Origin of the sequence: Aestuariivivens sediminicola (genome assembly GCF_022662015.1) — a bacterium.
Taxonomy (GTDB): Bacteria; Bacteroidota; Bacteroidia; order Flavobacteriales; family Flavobacteriaceae; genus Aestuariivivens; species Aestuariivivens sediminicola.
The window spans coordinates 686,977-706,585 of sequence record NZ_JAKMCM010000001.1 but is presented as its reverse complement, the minus strand read 5'-3'; the positions used below and the strand labels follow the sequence as shown (position 1 = coordinate 706,585).

The 19,609-nt window shown below is 39.8% G+C and carries 16 protein-coding genes; 10 read left to right on the top strand and 6 right to left on the bottom strand.

The genetic code is table 11. The annotated features are described in order from the left end of the window. The gene (locus MR041_RS03140) at positions 1 to 1,257 is read right to left on the bottom strand and encodes a choice-of-anchor B family protein (protein ID WP_242092128.1); all 1,257 of its coding nucleotides are present in this window, start codon (positions 1,255 to 1,257) and stop codon (positions 1 to 3) included. A gap of 165 nt (positions 1,258 to 1,422) precedes the next feature. Here MR041_RS03140 and thiL point away from each other — a divergent pair, with 165 nt between their 5' ends. After that, positions 1,423 to 2,469, top strand: a complete 1,047-nt coding sequence (thiL, locus tag MR041_RS03135) for a thiamine-phosphate kinase (protein ID WP_242092127.1) — start codon at positions 1,423 to 1,425, stop codon at positions 2,467 to 2,469. Positions 2,470 to 2,757: 288 nt separating this feature from the next. Here the strand turns inward: thiL and MR041_RS03130 are convergent, their stop codons facing one another. From MR041_RS03130 to MR041_RS03120, 3 genes are all read right to left on the bottom strand, one after another. Further along, a complete protein-coding gene (locus MR041_RS03130) occupies positions 2,758 to 3,024 on the bottom strand; it encodes a hypothetical protein (RefSeq protein WP_242092126.1) in 267 nt (88 codons plus the stop codon). A 62-nt stretch (positions 3,025 to 3,086) separates the two neighbouring features. Next, positions 3,087 to 3,863 carry an alpha/beta fold hydrolase gene (locus MR041_RS03125; protein ID WP_242092125.1) on the bottom strand — a complete coding sequence of 259 codons (777 nt, stop codon included), beginning with the start codon at positions 3,861 to 3,863 and terminating at the stop codon, positions 3,087 to 3,089. Beyond that, positions 3,860 to 4,516: a hypothetical protein gene (locus MR041_RS03120; protein WP_242092124.1), complete on the bottom strand. Its 657-nt coding sequence runs from the start codon at positions 4,514 to 4,516 to the stop codon at positions 3,860 to 3,862. The genes MR041_RS03125 and MR041_RS03120 overlap by 4 nt, the downstream gene beginning before the upstream one ends. A gap of 187 nt (positions 4,517 to 4,703) precedes the next feature. On the opposite strand from MR041_RS03120, the gene MR041_RS03115 reads away from it, so the two are divergent. After that, positions 4,704 to 6,026, top strand: coding sequence for an aspartate kinase (locus MR041_RS03115; protein WP_242092123.1), 1,323 nt, complete (start codon positions 4,704 to 4,706; stop codon positions 6,024 to 6,026). A gap of 93 nt (positions 6,027 to 6,119) precedes the next feature. Here MR041_RS03115 and MR041_RS03110 read toward each other — a convergent pair whose 3' ends face one another. Then, entirely contained in the window at positions 6,120 to 7,412 is a 1,293-nt protein-coding gene (locus tag MR041_RS03110; protein ID WP_242092122.1) for an aminopeptidase P family protein, read from the bottom strand. A 177-nt stretch (positions 7,413 to 7,589) separates the two neighbouring features. Between MR041_RS03110 and MR041_RS03105 the strand changes: the two genes are divergently transcribed. The 4 genes from MR041_RS03105 (at position 7,590) to MR041_RS03090 (ending at position 12,051) form a co-directional block, all read left to right on the top strand. After that, complete coding sequence (locus tag MR041_RS03105) at positions 7,590 to 8,252, top strand: succinate dehydrogenase cytochrome b subunit (protein WP_242092121.1); 663 nt, start codon at positions 7,590 to 7,592, stop codon at positions 8,250 to 8,252. 11 nt (positions 8,253 to 8,263) lie between these two features. Further along, entirely contained in the window at positions 8,264 to 10,276 is a 2,013-nt protein-coding gene (locus tag MR041_RS03100) for a fumarate reductase/succinate dehydrogenase flavoprotein subunit (RefSeq protein WP_242092120.1), read from the top strand. Between the two features lie 30 nt (positions 10,277 to 10,306). Next, complete coding sequence (locus MR041_RS03095) at positions 10,307 to 11,047, top strand: succinate dehydrogenase/fumarate reductase iron-sulfur subunit (RefSeq protein ID WP_242092119.1); 741 nt, start codon at positions 10,307 to 10,309, stop codon at positions 11,045 to 11,047. Positions 11,048 to 11,130: 83 nt separating this feature from the next. Further along, positions 11,131 to 12,051, top strand: coding sequence for a M28 family peptidase (locus tag MR041_RS03090; protein ID WP_242092118.1), 921 nt, complete (start codon positions 11,131 to 11,133; stop codon positions 12,049 to 12,051). Here MR041_RS03090 and MR041_RS03085 read toward each other — a convergent pair. Next, positions 12,048 to 15,470: a hypothetical protein gene (locus tag MR041_RS03085; protein ID WP_242092117.1), complete on the bottom strand. Its 3,423-nt coding sequence runs from the start codon at positions 15,468 to 15,470 to the stop codon at positions 12,048 to 12,050. The genes MR041_RS03090 and MR041_RS03085 overlap by 4 nt on opposite strands. A 175-nt stretch (positions 15,471 to 15,645) precedes the next feature. Here MR041_RS03085 and MR041_RS03080 point away from each other — a divergent pair, with 175 nt between their 5' ends. The 4 genes from MR041_RS03080 to MR041_RS03065 all read left to right on the top strand — a co-directional run bounded on the left by MR041_RS03080 (position 15,646) and on the right by MR041_RS03065 (position 19,591). Beyond that, positions 15,646 to 16,431 carry an exodeoxyribonuclease III gene (locus tag MR041_RS03080; protein ID WP_242092116.1) on the top strand — a complete coding sequence of 262 codons (786 nt, stop codon included), beginning with the start codon at positions 15,646 to 15,648 and terminating at the stop codon, positions 16,429 to 16,431. Between the two features lie 21 nt (positions 16,432 to 16,452). After that, the gene (locus tag MR041_RS03075) at positions 16,453 to 17,412 is read left to right on the top strand and encodes an OmpA/MotB family protein (RefSeq protein ID WP_242092115.1); all 960 of its coding nucleotides are present in this window, start codon (positions 16,453 to 16,455) and stop codon (positions 17,410 to 17,412) included. Between the two features lie 195 nt (positions 17,413 to 17,607). Continuing rightward, the gene (locus MR041_RS03070; protein WP_242092114.1) at positions 17,608 to 18,648 is read left to right on the top strand and encodes an NADP(H)-dependent aldo-keto reductase; all 1,041 of its coding nucleotides are present in this window, start codon (positions 17,608 to 17,610) and stop codon (positions 18,646 to 18,648) included. Positions 18,649 to 18,805: 157 nt separating this feature from the next. Continuing rightward, complete coding sequence (locus MR041_RS03065; RefSeq protein WP_242092113.1) at positions 18,806 to 19,591, top strand: carbonic anhydrase; 786 nt, start codon at positions 18,806 to 18,808, stop codon at positions 19,589 to 19,591. Positions 19,592 to 19,609 lie beyond the last annotated feature (18 nt).

Below are 19,609 nucleotides of genomic sequence, written 5' to 3'. Positions count from 1 at the left end.
TTATAAATCACTTTTCTTAACCACGAATAATCCGCGATCTATGTCACTTATAACAATATTTCCACTGTTAAAAAAAGGATAAACACTCCAGACCCCCTGATATCCCGTATTGTTATTTTCCGGATAGGTGTCAAAAAATCCAACCTCGGTCATGGCATTGCTAGCAGCCCCGATATTGGTGATATCCAGCACGCGTAAACCTGCATTGTAATTGGAAAGAAAAAAGCTATTGCCTTTCACATAGCCATTGTGGTCTATTGCCGATGTTGGTCCGTAGTAGGTAGAGGAAAGGACAGGTGCATCAAGGTCTCTAAAATCGAATACAAACGTTGCAGTGTTATTGCCAAAAATCTGTTCATCCAGCTCGTCACCAAAAATAAAATAGGACATATCATCTGTAAACCAGCCTTGATGGGCATAGCCCGGATTTGGATAACTTACTTGAGAAATGAACTGGACGTTCGATTTATCGCTAACATCCAAAATTACTACAGTATTGGACCCCAGATAATTACCATTACTTCCAAAAAACAAATCCCTTCCAATATAATCAGGGTCAGGACCATTATACGTCACAACCTGAGCATCATGGGTATAACCTAAATCGGCATAACCTCCTAATTCAACCGGGTTTGTCGGATTTGAAATGTCAATAAATACAACGCCGCCATCATAGGAATCACAACCCACGAGGTAAGCTATGCTTTCATTTTCATTAATCACAATGTTGTGGCAACTTCCAACATTGGTAAAGGTGGCGTCAGCTGTAAAAGTCTCCGGGGCGTTCTTAACACTGCGTAGTCGCGTCAAATTGAAGACCTGCATACCATGCGTACCGGCATTATCGGCAACAATAAAGGCATGGTTGTTATACACCTTAATATCGCGCCAGGAAGTGCTCACGCTATTCGTAGGCAATTTGCCAAGGTAAATGGATTCCATCGGGTTCGTAATATCAACAAATGCGGTTCCATTATCCAATCCCATAATGGCGTACTCCTTACTGCTCGCTGGGTCTGTCCAGCCCCAGGAATCATTGCCACTGGTTGCGTTGAAAACACTTAATGGGAGATGTGCCATGAGATCGTATCCATTGCACGGATAAATATCTGCTAATCCGTTTTCACAGGTAAACAATACGGTTGGTTCGTTCACTAATGCCTCAACAGGTTCATTATCGCAAGACTGCAGGCAAAAAATGGCGATTAACATGACATAAAGAGACCTGGTTGGTGTTATCATTTGGGAGAAATTCATAGCTGCTATTTTTAATCAAATGTAAGGGATAAAAAGATAGAAGTTTAAATCTCTATGGATTTTAACGTGAAAAATACGGATTTTTAGAGGGTTTAATAAAAATTATAACGCTATAATTTAATGAATATTGAATGCAAAGTTCAGATACCTTCTTATTTTTGCAAGATGATAGAAGATAAAAACCAAAAAAGAACACCACTAAGTGATCTTGGTGAATTTGGATTAATTGATCACCTTACTCGAAATTTTGAAATAAGGCAGCCCTCAACGGTCAGAGGTGTTGGAGATGATGCCGCCGTAATAGATGCAAAAAACAAACATATTGTTGTAACAACGGATTTACTGGTGGAGGGTGTCCATTTCGATTTGAGTTATATGCCTTTGAAACATCTTGGTTATAAAGCGATAGTCGTAAATGTATCTGATGTCTGTGCCATGAATGCAGTGGCAACACAGGTCACTGTGTCTATAGCGGTATCCAACCGATTCCCTGTGGAGGCCTTAGAGGAACTCTACGAGGGCATTGAAACTGCAGCAAAGTTGTATAATATAGATGTTGTAGGTGGTGATACCACATCTTCAACCTCGGGTCTGTTGATATCGGTGACCGCCATTGGAATGCCGTCGGATGAAGAGGTGGTCTACAGATCGGGAGCTAAACCCAATGATTTGTTGGTTGTGACGGGAGATTTAGGAGGTGCCTATTTAGGTTTAAAGGTGTTGGAACGCGAAAAGGAGGTTTATAAGGTGAATCCGAACAATCAGCCCGATTTAACACCGTATGGCTATATTGTAGAAAGACAACTGAAACCTGAAGCTCGAAAAGATATTATTGCACTATTGGCGGATCTTGAGATACAGCCAACATCCATGATTGATATTAGCGATGGACTTTCATCTGAAATATTACATATGTGCAAGCAAAGTGCGGTTGGTTGTGATTTATATGAAAATAAGATACCCTTAGATCCTCAGGTCATTTCAGTTTGTGAGGAGTTTCAGATAGACAGTACAACAGTAGCTTTGAATGGTGGGGAAGATTATGAACTTTTATTTACAATTTCTCAAGAGGATTATCCCAAATTAAAAGGGAACCCAAATTTTACCGTTATTGGACATATGACCGAAAAAGAGAATGGAATACATTTGATAACAAGAGCAGAAACTAGAATTGCGCTAAAAGCACAAGGCTGGAAAAACTTTAATGATTAATGAACCTGGAGTTTCTTCTTTTTTAGTTTTTTAAGATGTATTCTTTCTAGGACGGAATTGATCTCTCTGTACTTGGGAGTAAGGGCTATAATATGTCCAGATTGATCCGTAGTAAATTGTTTGTTACAGTGGCTACATTCATATTCTTTTACGTGCCCTGTAACATGCTTTGTTATTTTGTATTCATGACCAAATAACGAGCAATAAAGGTTTCTCATATTTTTGCTATTAACTCATTTCAAACAAGGGAGTTAAAGGTAGAAAAAAACGAGAAATTAACAAAGGGCCCTAAGCGGCGGGCGTACTGTACATTTTATGTCTAATCCTGCTGATTTTTTTGTGATACATGAACTCAAGAACATCATTAATCTCTTTAAATGTAGAGGTGAGTTCGGTAAGTTTACCATTGCTGTTTGTGGTTAATTCTTTCTTACAATGGCAGCATTTATATTCCTTTACATGGCGTGTTACTTTTTTGGACACATGATAATCATGTCCAAAAATATGGCAGTACAATTTGGAAAAAAAAGTAGGTTTGCTAGTAGTTTTTTTCATGATCAAAGATTTAAGACACGGTAAACATAGCAAAAATTATTAAATTATTCGTTAAAATATGCTTAATATTCGATGAAATGCATCAAATTTTGAGAGAATAGGACTTCATTTTCGATAAAACTCATGTGTCCATCGGGAAATTCTACAATTTTAAGTGCTGCATTTTGAGCTTCTTTCAATAGGGAATTATAGTCTAATACCGGATCTTTTTTACTGATAAATATGACTTTTTTGTGTTCAAATTTACCTATTACCTCGGTTCGGTTCTTTCTTATTTTCATCCCTTCTAAAGCGGCGATAATACCTTGAACGGGTATTTTTAAGGCCTCCTCTGTGACTTTTTCAATCTGCTGCTGGAATTTTGATTTATGTTCAGGGTTAAATAAGTTAGACACAGCGATTCTGATAAATGTCTTGTGATCATGTTTAACGGCGGCTATTGCTCTATCCCTGTTTTCTCGTCTCTCGTCGCTATCATTCTGGGAGGTTGAATTTACCAGGAGTACGCCTTTAACCGTTTGGGGGTAATTGTCAATTAAAGCCAAGGCTACATAACCGCCCATTGAATGACCAACAAGGTCACATGTACTTATTTTAAGATGCGATAATACATGATGAACGGCATCGGCCATCATTTCCATGGTATGGATATAACCCATGCAATGTGATTGTCCATGTCCTAAGAGATCGATACAAATAATACGATGGTGTTTGGATAGGTGCTTTATAAATGGTGCCCAGATCGAAGAATTTTCCAGAAAGCCATGAAGAAGAACTACCGGCTTACCCTGTCCGACATCGCTATAAAAGATAGGGGTATTTTTATATGTTATAATCACGATTTTACTTTCTTTATGGCGGTAAAGGCTTTGTCGACATAATCGTCTTCGACCAAAATGGTAAATTCGTTGGTCGTTGAGAGGACTTCATAGAGTACGACACCTTCCCATGCCAATCGTTTAAAAAAGTGATAGTACAATCCGGCAATTTTGGAGTTGTCTTCGGGCAGATTGATACTGATGGCAGTTAGCCCATCCTGAATGGCTAGAAAGGACTCCCTTTTGAAATGGTCCAGTACAAAATCTTTTAAGCTGCTTGATATGATAATATTACTTTCATGGATCCCCCTTGTAAATGTATAAAAGAGTTTCGATTCTTTATTGATGCGCTCGAGAACTTTCGCATGGTTATCGATGAGGGTATCCGAATTCTTCACCGTAAAATCAGTGAGGTTGGAACGGACCGTTATATCACCCAAATTCTGAATAACGCGTTTCATTTTTATCGAATTGGATAAGGCCGGGGGTGGATTATAACGTCTCAGGGCCATCATAATAGCACCGGATTTCACCTCCTTTTTTAACATGTTACTAATGGGTTCGGTTAATTCAACGGCCAAGGCACTATAGTTAATAATGTTTCTGGACAGGGCCTCCTCAAGATAAGGTTGGGAAATCAGTATGTCCTCAACGCAATTGGATACAGTTTTCATAATTACAATTCTGTTGTTAATTATTTAACATTATGTGTAAATATAAACCTTTTTTTTAATAAATAGTAGTTATGTGATTCTGCATTCTATTTTTGCTGCTCCATTGATGATAATCAGGACGCTATTAAACGCGATAGGTAAAAAGCGTCAGGGCTTTACGAGTTTAAAAGGTAATATCGGGAGATAAATGAAAGTTTTAAAATTTGGTGGTACATCGGTTGGGTCTGCTCAAAATATGGAGCATGTCAAAGATATCATTTCAGATGGCAAACAGAAGATTGTTGTGCTTTCTGCCATGTCTGGTACAACAAACACTTTGGTTTCTATTGCTAATGATATCTTGAATGAGGTCCCTCATCTCGCCATGGAAAAAATCAATACGTTGCACGCCTCTTATTTTGAAACTATTGATGTACTTCTTTCGGATAAGGATTTGAACCTGGATGTAAAAGAATATACAAATACAATTTTTGAATTCCTGGTGGAGTCGACCTGTTCCGAGTTCACGATAACCTTGGAGAATAAAATTTTGGCTCAGGGGGAGCTGCTTTCCACCTATATCTTTAATGCCTACTTAAATCAGGAAGGCATTCGTTCTGCGTTATTACCGGCCTTGGATTTCATGAAAATTAACGACGCCAAGGAACCGGATTTAGGATACATCCAAAAGCAGTTTAAAGCGGTATGGGACGCTACTCCGCAGGCAGATATATATATCACCCAGGGTTTTATTTGTTTAGATGAATCAGATAATATCTCTAATTTGCAACGTGGAGGAAGTGATTATACGGCAACTATTATAGGAGCGGTTATCCGTGCTGAGGAGGTCCAAATCTGGACTGACATCGACGGGATGCACAACAATGACCCCAGATATGTGGCGCATACACATCCCATTTCCAATCTGTCCTTCGATGAGGCTGCAGAGCTTGCTTATTTTGGGGCAAAAATATTACATCCACAGACCGTTTTACCGGTTCGTAAAGATGGTATTCCGGTCCGTTTGAAAAACACTATGGATCCTGAAGCCTTCGGTACCCTAATATCAGGTGAGACTTTCGAAAATGGTATTAAGGCTATTGCTGCAAAGGATCAAATTACTGCCATTAAGATCAAGTCCGGGCGCATGCTTCAGGCACATGGATTTTTGAAGAAAGTATTTGAGGTTTTTGAAACACACAAAACTTCAATAGACATGATAACAACTTCTGAAGTTGCGGTGTCGCTGACTATTGATGATGATAGCAATTTAGAGAACATAGTAGCCGAATTGGAGCAATTTGCCTCTATAGAGGTAGATAAGGACCAAACCATTGTATGTTTGGTTGGACATTCTATCGTAAATCATGAAAGTACGTTTAAGTTATTTCAGATTTTACAGGATGTTAAAATTCGAATGATTTCTTACGGAGGCAGCCGAAACAATATTTCACTGCTCATCCATTCAAAAGATAAAATTACCACACTGAACAAACTAAACGATTATTTATTTGAATTAGTCACTCTTTAAATTTCCGAAACTTAGTTTTGTTCTAATAAAAAGGAGGCGTTTTTTAAATGCCTCCTTTACATTTTTAATCGGATGGATTAGCTTTTAATCCACTTAAGAATTCATAATATGTTCAATCTCGTCTGCTTCGATTGGAATATTTTTCATAAGGTTGAAAGGGGCTCCTTGTTCTTGAATGACGACATCATCTTCTAAACGAATACCAAAACCTTCTTCGGGGATGTAAATACCGGGTTCAACAGTAAACACCATATTGGCCTGCATCGGTTCGGTTAAGATGCCGTAATCATGGGTGTCCAAACCAATATTATGGCTTGTGCCATGCATGAAGTATTTCTTGTAGGCCGGCCAATCCGGATTTTCATTTTGTACATCGGCTTTATCTATGAGGCCCAGATCCAGTAATTCACTGGTCATAAGTTTACCGACCTCAACGTGATATTCTGCCCAATCTGTGCCTGGGACCAACATTTTTGTAGCTTCTATTTTCACCCTATTTACGGAATTGTAGACTGCCTTTTGTCTATCCGAAAAGCGTCCGGAAACCGGAATTGTTCTGGTCATGTCACTGGAGTAATTCGCATATTCAGCTCCGACATCCAATAAAATTAAATCACCTGATTTGCATTGCTTATTATTCTCAATATAGTGCAACACATTCGCATTATTGCCGGAAGCTACTATGGGGGTATATGCAAATCCCTTGGAACGGTTACGAAGAAATTCATGCATGAATTCCGCCTCTATTTCAAATTCCCAAACCTCTGGTTTCACAAATTTTAAAATACGTCGAAATCCTTTTTCAGTAATGTTACAGGCCTTTTGCATTAAGTCTATTTCTATGGGGTCCTTTACGGATCTCAGGCGTTGTAAAATAGGAGCACTTTTAGCCACCGCATGGGCTGGGTATCGCTGCTTTAACCATTTGGTAAAGCGGTCCTCCCTTGTTTCAGTTTCAACAGAGGCACGATAATGTTCGTTGGTATTGATGTAAACGGTATCGCATTGGGTCATGATTTCGAACATGATCTTTTCCATATCCTTTAACCAATACACAGTCGCAATGCCACTAACCTCAAGCGCTCTTTCTTTAGTTAATTTTTCACCTTCCCAAATGGCGATGTGCTCATTGGTTTCCTTCAGAAATAATATTTCGCGATGTTTTTCTTTGGGACAATCCGGGAATAACACCAGTATACTTTCCTCCTGATCAATGCCACTGAGATAAAAAATATCACGATGCTGTTCAAATGGCATTGTACTGTCGGCACTTATAGGATAAATATCATTCGAATTGAAAACGGCCAAACTATTGGGTTTCATTTTGGCTGTGAAATGTTTACGGTTCTTAATAAACAGGGAATTTTCTATAGGATCGTATTTCATGAATGGTGCTATTTAAGACTATAAAATTAAGCAAACAAAGTCTAGAAAAATAATAATAGATGACTTTATTGCTTCTTATTAGGAATGATTCTAAATAATAAAAACTTGATCATGGTTATTTGTCTATAATTCTGCCCATAACTACCTTTGTATGTTTTAAAAATTAACTTTGGTATAATGGGCGGATTTTTTAAATCTTCGATTGGAAGAAAAGTGGCTATGGCTTTATCTGCATTCTTCCTCATGTTCTTCTTAATAATTCATTTAACGGTCAACATGACCTCTGTTTTTAGTGCCGATTTATTTAATGAACTTTCTCATTTTATGGGAACCAATCCTTTAGTTCAATTCGCATTACAGCCGGTCTTGTTGTTTGGGGTGGTGTTTCATTTTGTGTTGGGTTTTATTTTGGAATGGAAGAACAAAAAGGCACGAAAAGTGACCTATTTCAAAAATAATGGCGCTGCAAATTCTACTTGGATGAGTCGAAATATGATGTACAGTGGTCTGGTTATACTCGCATTTCTGGTCATACATTTTGCTGATTTTTGGGTGCATGAGATTAACGTCAAGTATATTAATGTAGAACCCGCAGATCCGACACGTTATTACCATGAATTAGTGGAAAAATTCGTTCCCATTTGGAGGGTTGTAGCCTATTCGGTTGCTTTTATTCTCTTAGGGTTACATCTTGGGCATGGTTTTACCTCTGCTTTTCAATCCATGGGATCGACAGCCGGCCGTAAAAGAGCACTTCAAAATTTAGGTAAAGCTTATGCCGTAATAATTCCTCTTGGGTTTATTATTATTGCGCTTTATCATCATTTTAATCACCATTAATCATTAGAGATATGGCATTAGATTCAAAAGTTCCAGAAGGTCCAATTAAAGATAAATGGACAACTTATAAAGATAAAATTAACCTTGTTAATCCGGCAAACAAACGCCTTATAGATGTTATCGTTGTAGGAACGGGTTTAGCCGGCGGCTCCGCCTCTGCCACCTTGGCAGAATTGGGCTATAATGTTAAAGCATTTGCTTATCAGGATTCTCCGCGTCGCGCTCATTCTATAGCTGCCCAGGGAGGTATTAATGCTGCAAAAAACTATCAGGGTGATGGAGACTCAACGTACCGTTTGTTTTATGATACTGTAAAAGGAGGGGATTACAGATCGCGTGAGGCCAATGTATACCGTTTGGCTGAGGTATCTGCCAATATCATAGATCAGTGTGTTGCCCAAGGTGTTCCATTTGCAAGAGATTATGGTGGTTTGTTGGATAACCGTTCATTTGGAGGGGTTTTGGTATCAAGAACTTTCTATGCCAAAGGACAAACCGGTCAGCAGTTATTGCTTGGAGCCTACTCGGCGATGAACCGCCAAATAGCACGTGGTAAAATAGAGATGTTTAACCGTCATGAGATGCTGGATCTTGTGGTTGTAGACGGAAAGGCTCGTGGTATTATCGCGAGAAATTTGGTGACCGGCGAGATTGAGCGTCATTCTGCTCATGCCGTAGTGATTGCTTCAGGAGGATATGGTAATGTATATTTCTTATCTACAAATGCCATGGGAAGCAATGTTACCGCTGCATGGAAAATCCACAAGAAAGGGGCTTATTTTGCCAATCCATGTTATACACAGATACACCCGACGTGTATTCCTCGTTCTGGAGACTATCAGTCTAAATTAACCTTAATGTCCGAATCTTTGAGAAACGATGGTAGGATTTGGGTTCCAAAAAGCCTTGACGATGCCAAGGCCATTCGTGAAGGAAGGAAAAAGCCAACTGAACTCAGCGAAGAGGAGCGGGACTACTATTTAGAACGACGTTATCCCGCATTTGGAAACTTAGTCCCTCGAGATGTTGCCTCACGGGCGGCGAAGGAGTGCTGTGATGCTGGTTATGGGGTAAATGCTACAGGAGAGGCTGTTTATCTTGATTTTGCACATGCCATTGAGCGCTATGGCAAAGAGCAAGCTAAAATCCTCAACATAACGAATCCATCAAAAGAAAAGATAACGGAGCTGGGTGAAAAGATAGTGGAGGCAAAATATGGTAATCTTTTTCAAATGTATGAGAAGATCGTTGATGAAAATCCATATAAGACCCCGATGATGATTTATCCGGCAACACATTATACCATGGGAGGGGTTTGGGTAGACTACAATTTAATGACAACTATTCCGGGATGTTACTGTATAGGGGAGGCCAATTTCTCTGATCATGGCGCCAACCGTTTAGGAGCATCTGCCTTAATGCAAGGTCTGGCCGACGGATATTTCGTATTGCCATATACCATTGGCGATTACCTGTCTGATGATATTCGTACTGGAAAGATCCCGACTGATACTCCGGAGTTCGATGAAGCCGAAAAAGCGGTAAGAGATAGAATCGATTTCTTCATTAATAACAAGGGATCTAAAACGGTGGATTATTTTCACAAACGCCTTGGTAAGATCATGTGGGATAAAGTCGGTATGACGAGAAATGAAAAAGGTTTGAAAGAGGCCATGACTGAAATAAAGGAAATTCGTGAAGAATTCTGGAAAGAGGTCAAAGTTCCCGGACAGGCAAACGAAATGAACCCGGAACTGGAAAAAGCCGGACGTGTGGCCGATTTTCTGGAGTTGGGAGAGTTATTTGCGAAGGATGCCTTAATGCGTAATGAATCTTGTGGAGGACATTTTAGGGAAGAGTCCGTTGAGGAAAGCGGTGAACAAAAAGGAGAAGCAAAACGCAATGATAAAGATTACGCTTTTGTTGCTGCATGGGAGTACAAAGGCGAACCTGCCGATGCAGTTTTACATAAAGAGCAATTAGAGTTTAAAGACATTGAATTAAAACAACGTTCCTATAAATAAAGGTTGTAGACAACGTAAAAAAGCAAAGCTATGAAGTTAAAATTAAAAATTTGGAGACAAAAGAACGCTTCTGCAAAAGGACAGATGGTCGATTATGACGTTTCGGATATATCTGAACATATGTCTTTTCTCGAAATGATGGACGTTTTAAATGAGCAGCTTATCAGTAAGGGAGAGGACCCAATAGCATTCGATCATGATTGTCGTGAAGGTATTTGTGGAATGTGTTCCATGTATATCAATGGGGAAGCACATGGACCCGATCGGGGCATTACGACCTGCCAGTTGCATATGAGGATGTTTAAAGATGGTGATACCATTACAATAGAGCCATTTAGGGCTGCAGCTTTTCCTGTTATAAAGGATTTGGTAGTAGACCGAAGTGCCTTTGACAGGATCCAACAGGCAGGAGGCTATATTTCTGTTAATACATCCGGAAATACTCAGGATGCCAATACCATTCCAATATCGAAACACGCTGCGGATGAGGCTATGGATGCTGCTACCTGTATTGGTTGTGGTGCTTGTGTGGCCACATGTAAAAATTCGAGTGCGATGTTGTTTGTTGGAGCCAAGGTGAGTCAGTATGCTTTATTGCCACAGGGTCAGATAGAGGCTGTCGATCGTGTGAAGAACATGGTAGCACAAATGGATTTAGAAGGTTTTGGTAATTGTACCAATACCGGAGCTTGTGAGATTGAGTGTCCTAAAGGAATTTCCCTCGATACTATTGCAAGAATGAACCGCGAGTTGATGAAGGCTCATATCTAAAAACACCTTTTAGTTCGATATTGAAAGACCCATATCATGAGATGTGGGTCTTTTTTGTTAGTTTTGGAATTGTAAAGCGATTCATGAGACACTACATTTTCTTTATTTCCTTTTTTTATTTGGTATGTCAAACCAGCGGTTTTGCCCAGGGTCCATTATCGAATACCCCGCTGTTTAAAAAAGAGGTTATGCTCCGGCATGTAAAGACATTATCATCGGATACTTTTGAAGGCAGACGTACTGGAACAAAAGGGGGTGTTAAAGCCGGAAGGTATATTGTTAACGAGTTTCATAAATTGGATATACAACCTTTTGGCAAGACCTATGAACAAGCATTTATGTTCTATAATAACGGAAATACATACAAAGGCGTAAATGTTCTGGGACTTATTAAAGGGACATCAAAACCGGACAAGTATATCGTTATCAGTGCGCATTACGATCATGAAGGTATTAGACAAGGCAAAATCTACAATGGTGCAGACGACAATGCCTCTGGCGTGGCTGCCTTATTTAGTTTTGCTGAGTTTTTTAAGTCCAATCCACCAAAGTATTCTGTGATAGTGGCTGCTTTTGATGGAGAAGAATTAGGGCTTCAGGGATCGAAATACTTTGTTAACAATGCCAGGATTCCCCTTAGAAAAATCATATTAAATATTAATCTCGACATGATTGGAAGAAGCGATAAAAATGAATTGTATGTCGTGGGTTCCCATACCCATGTCAATTTTAAATCGCTCTTTTCGAACTATAAGCCATACAGTGCTAAATTGACACTTCTCACCGGTCATGACGGTTACGATGGTAAAGACAACTGGATCTATTCATCAGATCATGGATCATTCCATAAAAAGGGCATACCATTTTTATACTTTGGAGTCGAAGACCATGAGGATTACCACGAACCAACGGACGATTTTGAAAGGCTTCATCCGGAGTTTTATACCCATGCCGTCGAGCAAATTATATCCGTCTTTAGAAAAATAGATATCATGTCCTTTTAGAAATAGGCCTTCAGCTGGACACTTCCCGTATGTATGGTTTTACTGGTTGCTGTTTTTCTCCCAAAATAACTTAAGTTAAGATCGAGAAACTTGGTTAATTTTTTTTGAGCCAAAAGGGACCAGGTAAAGTTAGTACCGGGTTGCAACCCTTCCAGCATTTGGTAAGCAACAGGGGTGTTTGGATTTCCATTGAAGCTGTTCGAAAAATAATTGAATTCCCCATTTATGGCAGCTTTTTCAGTTTTTGTCAGGGTGAATGCGATGCCATATTTTTGTTGTTCCAATGCTTCTTTGTTGTCTATTGTATTCGTCTTTTTAGCAAATTGACAGAACATATCAAAACGTGAATTCTCCCCAAAAAGGTAGGATAATTTTGGATTAAATCTGGATTCGTCAAAATCATAGTTTTTACTCGCAAAATTTTCACTGATACTTTCATTTTTATCGAAAGCCGATGTTAAAGTTATTAACCAACTCTCCTGTATTTTATGCGTAAAATTGAACTGATGACTTTCTAAGTTGTTTTCAATAAAACCGACAGATAATATATTACGCGATTCATTGGACAGATAGGTGTAAGAAGTTGTGTAACGCTGTTTGCCCCTGTTAAAGAATAACACATTTCTGAAATTTAATTGTAAACCCAATAGATTGTCGTCGTCTGTACTGAATGGATTAAGATTGAAATCGTTGTCAGTTTGAGCAATTTTTCGGTCGATCAAATAACTGGACTGGTTGTAAAAATGCGACCAGAATTTTTTGGAGCGGTTTTCTGATACAGCCCATTGGGAAGGATTGATGGTGAATGTTTGACTGAAGCGATTTTGGTGGGTCTTAATAAAAACCCGGTTCGGGAGTAACACCCTTACATATTTACCCTGATCCTGGAATTGTGCAATTTCAAATTCCTCGAGTTCTTGAATACCGTTGGCATTGTAATCGATCCAGGTGTAATTACCCTGTCCGGGCTCTACTTCAACGTAGGTAAAGTCCTGTCGGGGCATGTTTCCGGAATTGGTTTCAAAAAGTGTATTGAACTGAATGAGTTGTTTGAAAAGTTTTTGGTTGTATTGTAAGCGGGAGTTTAACGCGTGTTCGTCCTTATCTCGGCTTTCTACATCCTTTAAAGTTCTGTAATTTATGAAGACCGATAAGTTTGTGTTTTGGTTTTGAACAATTCGGGAATCCAAATAAACCGTGTTCGATGTATTGACCTTCTGCAGCCTGTTATTTCTGATACTATCGTTTATGCGGTGCTTATAACCTATTTCAGCATACACCTTGGTGCTGTCACCAATACCTGTAAAAAATGCATAGGATTTAAATTTTTGACTTAAGGGGGTCAGGACTTCAGTGGAATTTTCATATTGTTCATTGTCCTCATGGGCGAGTTTCACTCCCAGCCAATTTTTGCGCATACTATAGGTAATGCGATTGTATGACCTGGTGAAGGCGGATGTGTTTCTATTTGAGCGTGCACTTAAACTGCTAAAGTTTGACATCATATGAAATTTATTCAATGTCAAATTCGCATGCATAACATGCCGGTTACCATTAAATCCATCCGAAAAATTTAAATGCTCAAATTGATAATCGAACAGTCCTTTTTCGGGATGATGGACTTTAAAACCGGAATAGATAAGTTTCTGGTTTCCTAAGTTGCCAACAATGGTGTTGCCCTGGGGTTGGTCTAAGTTCCAGTCGCGGTTAAACTCTGCCCGATACAGACGCTGAATGGTGCGATAATTGGTATCGATATAGTCGGCATCAATATACGTACTGACAGACCAGGCGCTGTCCCTTTTTATAAGTTCATGCTCTGCCTTTAACTTACCCGCGAAACCATCATTATTACTATCGTCGATATTTGAAAACAAATTTAAATCATTTTTACTGCCCGAAACCTCGAAACGTATTTGGGTTCGCTCACCGGGCTGATAGGTTCCGTTAAGCACTGCCAGTTGTAATTTTGAAGGAGCAATGAGTTGAACGACAGGGGCATAATTACCCTGACCTGTGCCTACAAATTCATAGATATTGCTTATGGCGTTGCTGCTGCTTAAAATGTAATCACCAAGGCCGTCGCCCACCAGACTGAAAGTAACGAGGTACAGTTCATCCTCCGGGTTATTCGAAAACACAAAGGCCTCAACACCGTCTATAAGTTCTTTCTTGTAAAGAATCCTGTTCTCGCTGTATGGTTCCTGACTTTCAGATGGAGCCACCATTAAGGTTCTGTCATCCCCGGCATTGGATAATATTTGTTCTTGTTCTTCCGATAAATTTTGTTGAAGCGGTTGGTTTTTGGCATCGTTTTCGGAATATACCGAAACCCCAATCGTAAGATTATTATTTTTAAAGCTACCGCCGCCATAGGCTACCAAACGGGAATAGTTCCTTTCGGTAAACTGGTAATCGACCGTAATCCGCATTTCCGACGTAATTGGAAATGTTGGGTTAAAAATGAGTTCTCCCGCGTTATAATCGATGATGTAGTCCTGATCTTCACCACGTTTTACGACCACACCATTAACATAGACTGTTTCACTTCCCGATACAATAAGAACAAACAATTCGCCATTAGGGCCTTGAAGTTTATAAGGCCCCTGGTTGCCTTCCTGGGCAATAAACTGGCTTGTATTGAACTGGCCTCTTACCAGGGCTCCCGCGGCAAACAGGTTCGTCCTGTTGTCCTCCCGACCTAAGTTCGCGTTAATGAACAGGCCCTGGACCCGTTTGGAGAAATTCGCAAAATAGGAGTTCGAATTCTCCAAATCAATGTCTCCTGCTCGCACGTTCCAATTGTTGCTGTACAGTTCAATAAAGACTTGATCGAATTCATCAAGTCGTTGTGAATAACCGCTTTCCTGTAGAGGAATATTGGCATCTTGTATGGAGGCACGCAGAGACACCTTATCATTGAGTTTCCCCGTAATTTGTAAATCGAGTTCACTGTTGAGTACTGAATTTTGATTGTTCCCGATGGTAACCCCTCGGGAAATACTTCCCGAGGTGGACAAGCCGTCAAAGGGAATGAAATCTTTATTGCGATTGGTTTCAGACAATTGATATAATTTTTCGGTAGGACCTGTGCTTTCAACGATAAGCGCTTCATCCAATTGTTTATAGGATTCCGTTAGAAACTCGGGAAAATTCAAATAATTTATGAGAATGGAATCGGCTGTGATGGGTTTTTTTAAGGTTAAAATAGCCTTGGGAAAATCGATTCGATAGTAAGAAGAATCAAGAATCAGACTGTCTTTGGTTGTCACGGAAAACCAATGTGGATTGATACTAACACTATCAATTCTTATTGTATCTTTAACAGCAACTTTAATAGCTCTATAATTGCTTTTTCGGTCCTGGGCGAACCCGAAAATGCCGATACAGATCACCATAAAAGTAAGTGTGTATTTCATCACGTATTAAAACAAACAGTTTAAACTTTTATTGTTAATAGTTTTTATTAAAACTCCTATGGTTATTCATAGTGTAAAAGTAAGGTATTATTTATTTTAGCTGAAATTAAACGCTTTTGCCCAAAAGCAGTCCACTTTGTAAACCAAAGGAAAATACAATTATTAAATAAAGCACATGAAGATTATATCCTATAATGTCAATGGCATTCGTGCCGCTATAAACAAGGGGTTTCTGGATTGGCTAAAGGCAGCGAATCCGGATGTTGTTTGTCTGCAGGAAATAAAGGCCTTAAAGGAACAGTTGGATTTGGATATGTTTAATGATATAGGGTATACCCATCAGTATTGGTTTAGCGCCCAGAAAAAGGGGTATAGCGGGGTGGCTATCTTAAGTAAAATAAAACCAGATCATGTCGAGTATGGCACGGGAATTGAGTCCATGGATGCCGAAGGTCGAAATTTGCGTGTCGATTTTCCTTCTCATATGGTGGGAGGGAAAAGCGTGTCGGTTATGAGCTTGTATTTGCCATCGGGAACCAATGATGCACGTTTAGGCCATAAGTTGGAATATATGGATCTATTTCAGGCGTATATAGATGCGCTTAAACAGGATATTCCGAACCTTATTATTTGTGGTGATTATAATATCTGTCACGAAGAAATAGACATCCATAACCCTAAAGGATTGAAAAATGTTTCAGGGTTTTTACCTGTTGAACGTGAGTGGATCGGAGAGTTTATAGATAGCGGATTCATAGATTCATTTCGTTATTTAAATCCTGAAAAACAACAGTACAGCTGGTGGAGTTATCGTGCAAATGCGCGAGCGAATAACAAAGGCTGGAGATTGGATTACGCCATGGTAGCCAAACCATTACAAGAAAATATAAAAAGAGCCGTTATACTCTCGGACGCTGTACATAGTGACCATTGTCCGATATTAGTTGAAATAAAATCATAAACCAATTATTGAACCTGTAAAATGATAAGAAAAACCGTTATTGCCGTTCTATTCATAGCTATTGTTTCCAGCTGTGTTTCACCAAAAATTTATAAGGATTTAGAGGCAAAGTATGAAAATTTAAAGAAAGAGAATCGCAAGCTGTCCGATGAAAATGAGTTATTAAAAAGGGGCAAGAATGCGGTAGAAAATGAATTGAAACAACTTAAGGTTGCCTATGATGAGGCAGTGGCACAACGCGATCAATTGCAGGCAGATTACAGTGCCACAAAGGCCAATTATGAGGCCTTAAAAAATTCGTATGATGCTTTAGAGAAAAACAGTTCTGCTGCCATAGCAGCCAATTCACAAAAAAACCGTGAATTATTGGCGCAGTTGGAAGCTAAAGAACAAGCCTTGGCTGCAGAGAATGCACGTTTGGAGAAGCTTAAGAGAGAATTGGAGGACCGTTCCAATCGGGTGGCTGAATTGGAAAGTGTGATCGCTGCAAAAGATGCCGCCATGTCTGCTTTAAAGGATGCCATTTCCAGGGCCTTAACCGATTTTGAAGGCAAGGGCTTAACGGTCGAGCAACGCGATGGTAAGGTTTATGTATCCATGGAGAACAAGTTGTTATTCGAGTCCGGAAGTTGGGCTGTAGGATCGGAAGGACGCAGGGCAGTAATGCAATTGGGAAGCGTTCTTGGCGATAACCCCGACATTGCAGTTCTTATTGAAGGCCATACCGATAATGTGCCCTATCAAGGTTCAGGTCAGTTAAAAGGCAATTGGGATCTGTCGACAAAGCGTGCTACGGCCATAGTGAATATACTTCGGGAGAACAATAATATAAATCCGGAGAATCTTACGGCTGCGGGTCGCGGAGAGCATGCCCCCATTGCCACTAACGATACACCTGAAGGACGTGCCAAAAACAGGCGCATAGAAGTCATCTTGACACCAAAGTTAGATGAATTGTCTCGTTTGTTAAATGAGAATTAAACAGCTTCTTTAGGGCGCGTATCGCATAGAATTCAGAAGGCATTCGGTAGGATTGAGTAAGGTTGCTTATCATATTTTTAGCGCTTGTACTGGATGATATGCCAATGATATGAAACAGAAAACCTTTAAGGCCATGGTGCTTTTAAAGGTTTTTTTATCTTTAAACGATGAATAAATGAAATTAAAAGCATCGAAATGATCTATACCAACCTTCCCTTTACAGATATCAAAGTGAGTAAACTCTGCCTGGGGACAATGACCTGGGGTCGTCAAAACACCGAAGCCGAGGGGCACGAACAGTTAGATTATGCCTTTGATAAAGGAATTAATTTTATTGATACAGCAGAATTGTATCCGGTTCCGGCCAACGCAGAAACACAAGGGCGTACCAGCGAAATAATAGGAAGTTGGTTAAAGAAAACAGGGCGCAGGGATAAGGTCGTTATTGCCAGTAAAATAATCGGACGGACCAGTGATTATGTAGCACACATTAGGGCAACAGGATTCAGCCCCGAATCTATTAAGGACGCCGTCGACAAAGAACTGAAACGACTGCAGACTGATTATATCGATCTGTATCAATTGCACTGGCCGGAACGCCTCACCAATACCTTTGGAAAACTGGGCTATGTTCACGATCCTTCGGACGCATGGGAAGACAATTTTAACGAGGTGCTTCAAACACTCAACAATTATATTAAGGCGGGAAAGATCAGGCATGTGGGTGTATCCAATGAGAAAGCCTGGGGTGTCATGCGTTATCTCGAAGAACATAAATTGCACAAGCTGCCTCGTATGATTACCATACAGAATGCTTATTCCCTTCTGAACAGAACCTTCGAGGGCGATCTGGCCGAAATTTCCTTGAGAGAGCACATTGGCCTATTGGCCTATTCGACCTTGGCTTTTGGCATGCTAACGGGTAAATACACTGATGGTACCGCTACTGCCAATTCCAGGTTAAATCTTTTTCCGCAGTTAAGGCGCTATAGCGGGGAGCGCACCAAAAAGGCCACCGATGCCTATGTTGCATTAGCCAGGGCCTATCATATGAGTCCCGCCCAGATGGCACTGGCCTTTGTTAATCAGCAGCCCTTTGTAACCAGTAATATTCTTGGTGCTACGAGTTTAGAACAGCTTAAGGAGAATATAGCAAGTATTGATATGACATTAGACGAAGCGGTGTTGTCTGAAATCAATGCGATTCACAATACCATTCCCAATCCGGCACCCTAATTACCTAGTCATATTTAGAAACCATTACGACGCTAAATATCTGAAGGAAGGCCTTGCATAAATAGTGTTTAAAAAAAACACAAAAGCTGACAAAAGTAAGTTTTTATAAAAGGAACAATAGGTAACTTTGCAGTACATCATTCGTTTTCTATTCGTCATGACAGTTAATAAAATACTTTTAGGCTGTACAGTCCTGTGTGCCGTAGTATCTTGCAATAACACCAAAAAGGCAACACACTTAATTTCCGAACATGAAGCTTTACATTGGAGTTACTCCGGCGAAACATCGCCGGAACACTGGGTCGAGATAGAGAAAAACTCAGATTGTGGCGGCAAGCACCAATCGCCGATAAATATTGTTCACACCACAGTAGATTCTGTCCAGAATAAGGACGATTTACACATATTATATACACCGAGTACACTCTTAAGCCATGTCGATAATAACGGGCACTCCATTCAATTTAATTTTGAAGAAGGCGATTCAATTAATTATAAAAACAAGACCTATTATTTGAAGCAAATCCATTTTCACGAACCTTCAGAGCACAAAATCAATGGGATTATTTACCCTATAGAGATGCACCTGGTACATGTTGGTAAAACGGGAGAAATAACGGTATTGGGTATTTTTGGAGAAGAAGGATACGAAAGTCAGTTGTTCGAGTTTTTTGAAAGTTTTTTGCCTCTGGAAAGCGGAGATTCAAAAGAGATACATCAAAAAATTGATCTATCCTGTCTGTTGTTAAATGACAAGCATTACTATTCTTACAGTGGATCTTTAACAACCCCACCGTGTACAGAGAATGTGAACTGGATCGTATTTAAAGAGCCCTTTATCTTGTCTGAGCCTGAAGTGTTAACACTTAAGGAAGCCATGCCCCTTAATAACTACAGGAACCAACAGGCCTTGAACGGAAGGGTAGTACACTATAATTATTAAAACGTTAATTTGTTAAGG

Bases quoted from the DNA above. Each gene is read 5' to 3' on its own strand.
- MR041_RS03075 (WP_242092115.1), top strand. From the start codon at position 16,453: ATGATAAGAAAAACCGTTATTGCCGTTCTATTCATAGCTATTGTTTCC.
- MR041_RS03115 (WP_242092123.1), top strand. From the start codon at position 4,704: ATGAAAGTTTTAAAATTTGGTGGTACATCGGTTGGGTCTGCTCAAAAT.
- MR041_RS03140 (WP_242092128.1), bottom strand. From the start codon at position 1,257: ATGAATTTCTCCCAAATGATAACACCAACCAGGTCTCTTTATGTCATG.
- MR041_RS03070 (WP_242092114.1), top strand. From the start codon at position 17,608: ATGATCTATACCAACCTTCCCTTTACAGATATCAAAGTGAGTAAACTC.
- thiL (WP_242092127.1), top strand. From the start codon at position 1,423: ATGATAGAAGATAAAAACCAAAAAAGAACACCACTAAGTGATCTTGGT.
- MR041_RS03105 (WP_242092121.1), top strand. From the start codon at position 7,590: ATGGGCGGATTTTTTAAATCTTCGATTGGAAGAAAAGTGGCTATGGCT.
- MR041_RS03080 (WP_242092116.1), top strand. From the start codon at position 15,646: ATGAAGATTATATCCTATAATGTCAATGGCATTCGTGCCGCTATAAAC.
- MR041_RS03095 (WP_242092119.1), top strand. From the start codon at position 10,307: ATGAAGTTAAAATTAAAAATTTGGAGACAAAAGAACGCTTCTGCAAAA.
- MR041_RS03110 (WP_242092122.1), bottom strand. From the start codon at position 7,412: ATGAAATACGATCCTATAGAAAATTCCCTGTTTATTAAGAACCGTAAA.
- MR041_RS03090 (WP_242092118.1), top strand. From the start codon at position 11,131: ATGAGACACTACATTTTCTTTATTTCCTTTTTTTATTTGGTATGTCAA.
- MR041_RS03100 (WP_242092120.1), top strand. From the start codon at position 8,264: ATGGCATTAGATTCAAAAGTTCCAGAAGGTCCAATTAAAGATAAATGG.
- MR041_RS03065 (WP_242092113.1), top strand. From the start codon at position 18,806: ATGACAGTTAATAAAATACTTTTAGGCTGTACAGTCCTGTGTGCCGTA.
- MR041_RS03085 (WP_242092117.1), bottom strand. From the start codon at position 15,470: ATGAAATACACACTTACTTTTATGGTGATCTGTATCGGCATTTTCGGG.
- MR041_RS03130 (WP_242092126.1), bottom strand. From the start codon at position 3,024: ATGAAAAAAACTACTAGCAAACCTACTTTTTTTTCCAAATTGTACTGC.
- MR041_RS03120 (WP_242092124.1), bottom strand. From the start codon at position 4,516: ATGAAAACTGTATCCAATTGCGTTGAGGACATACTGATTTCCCAACCT.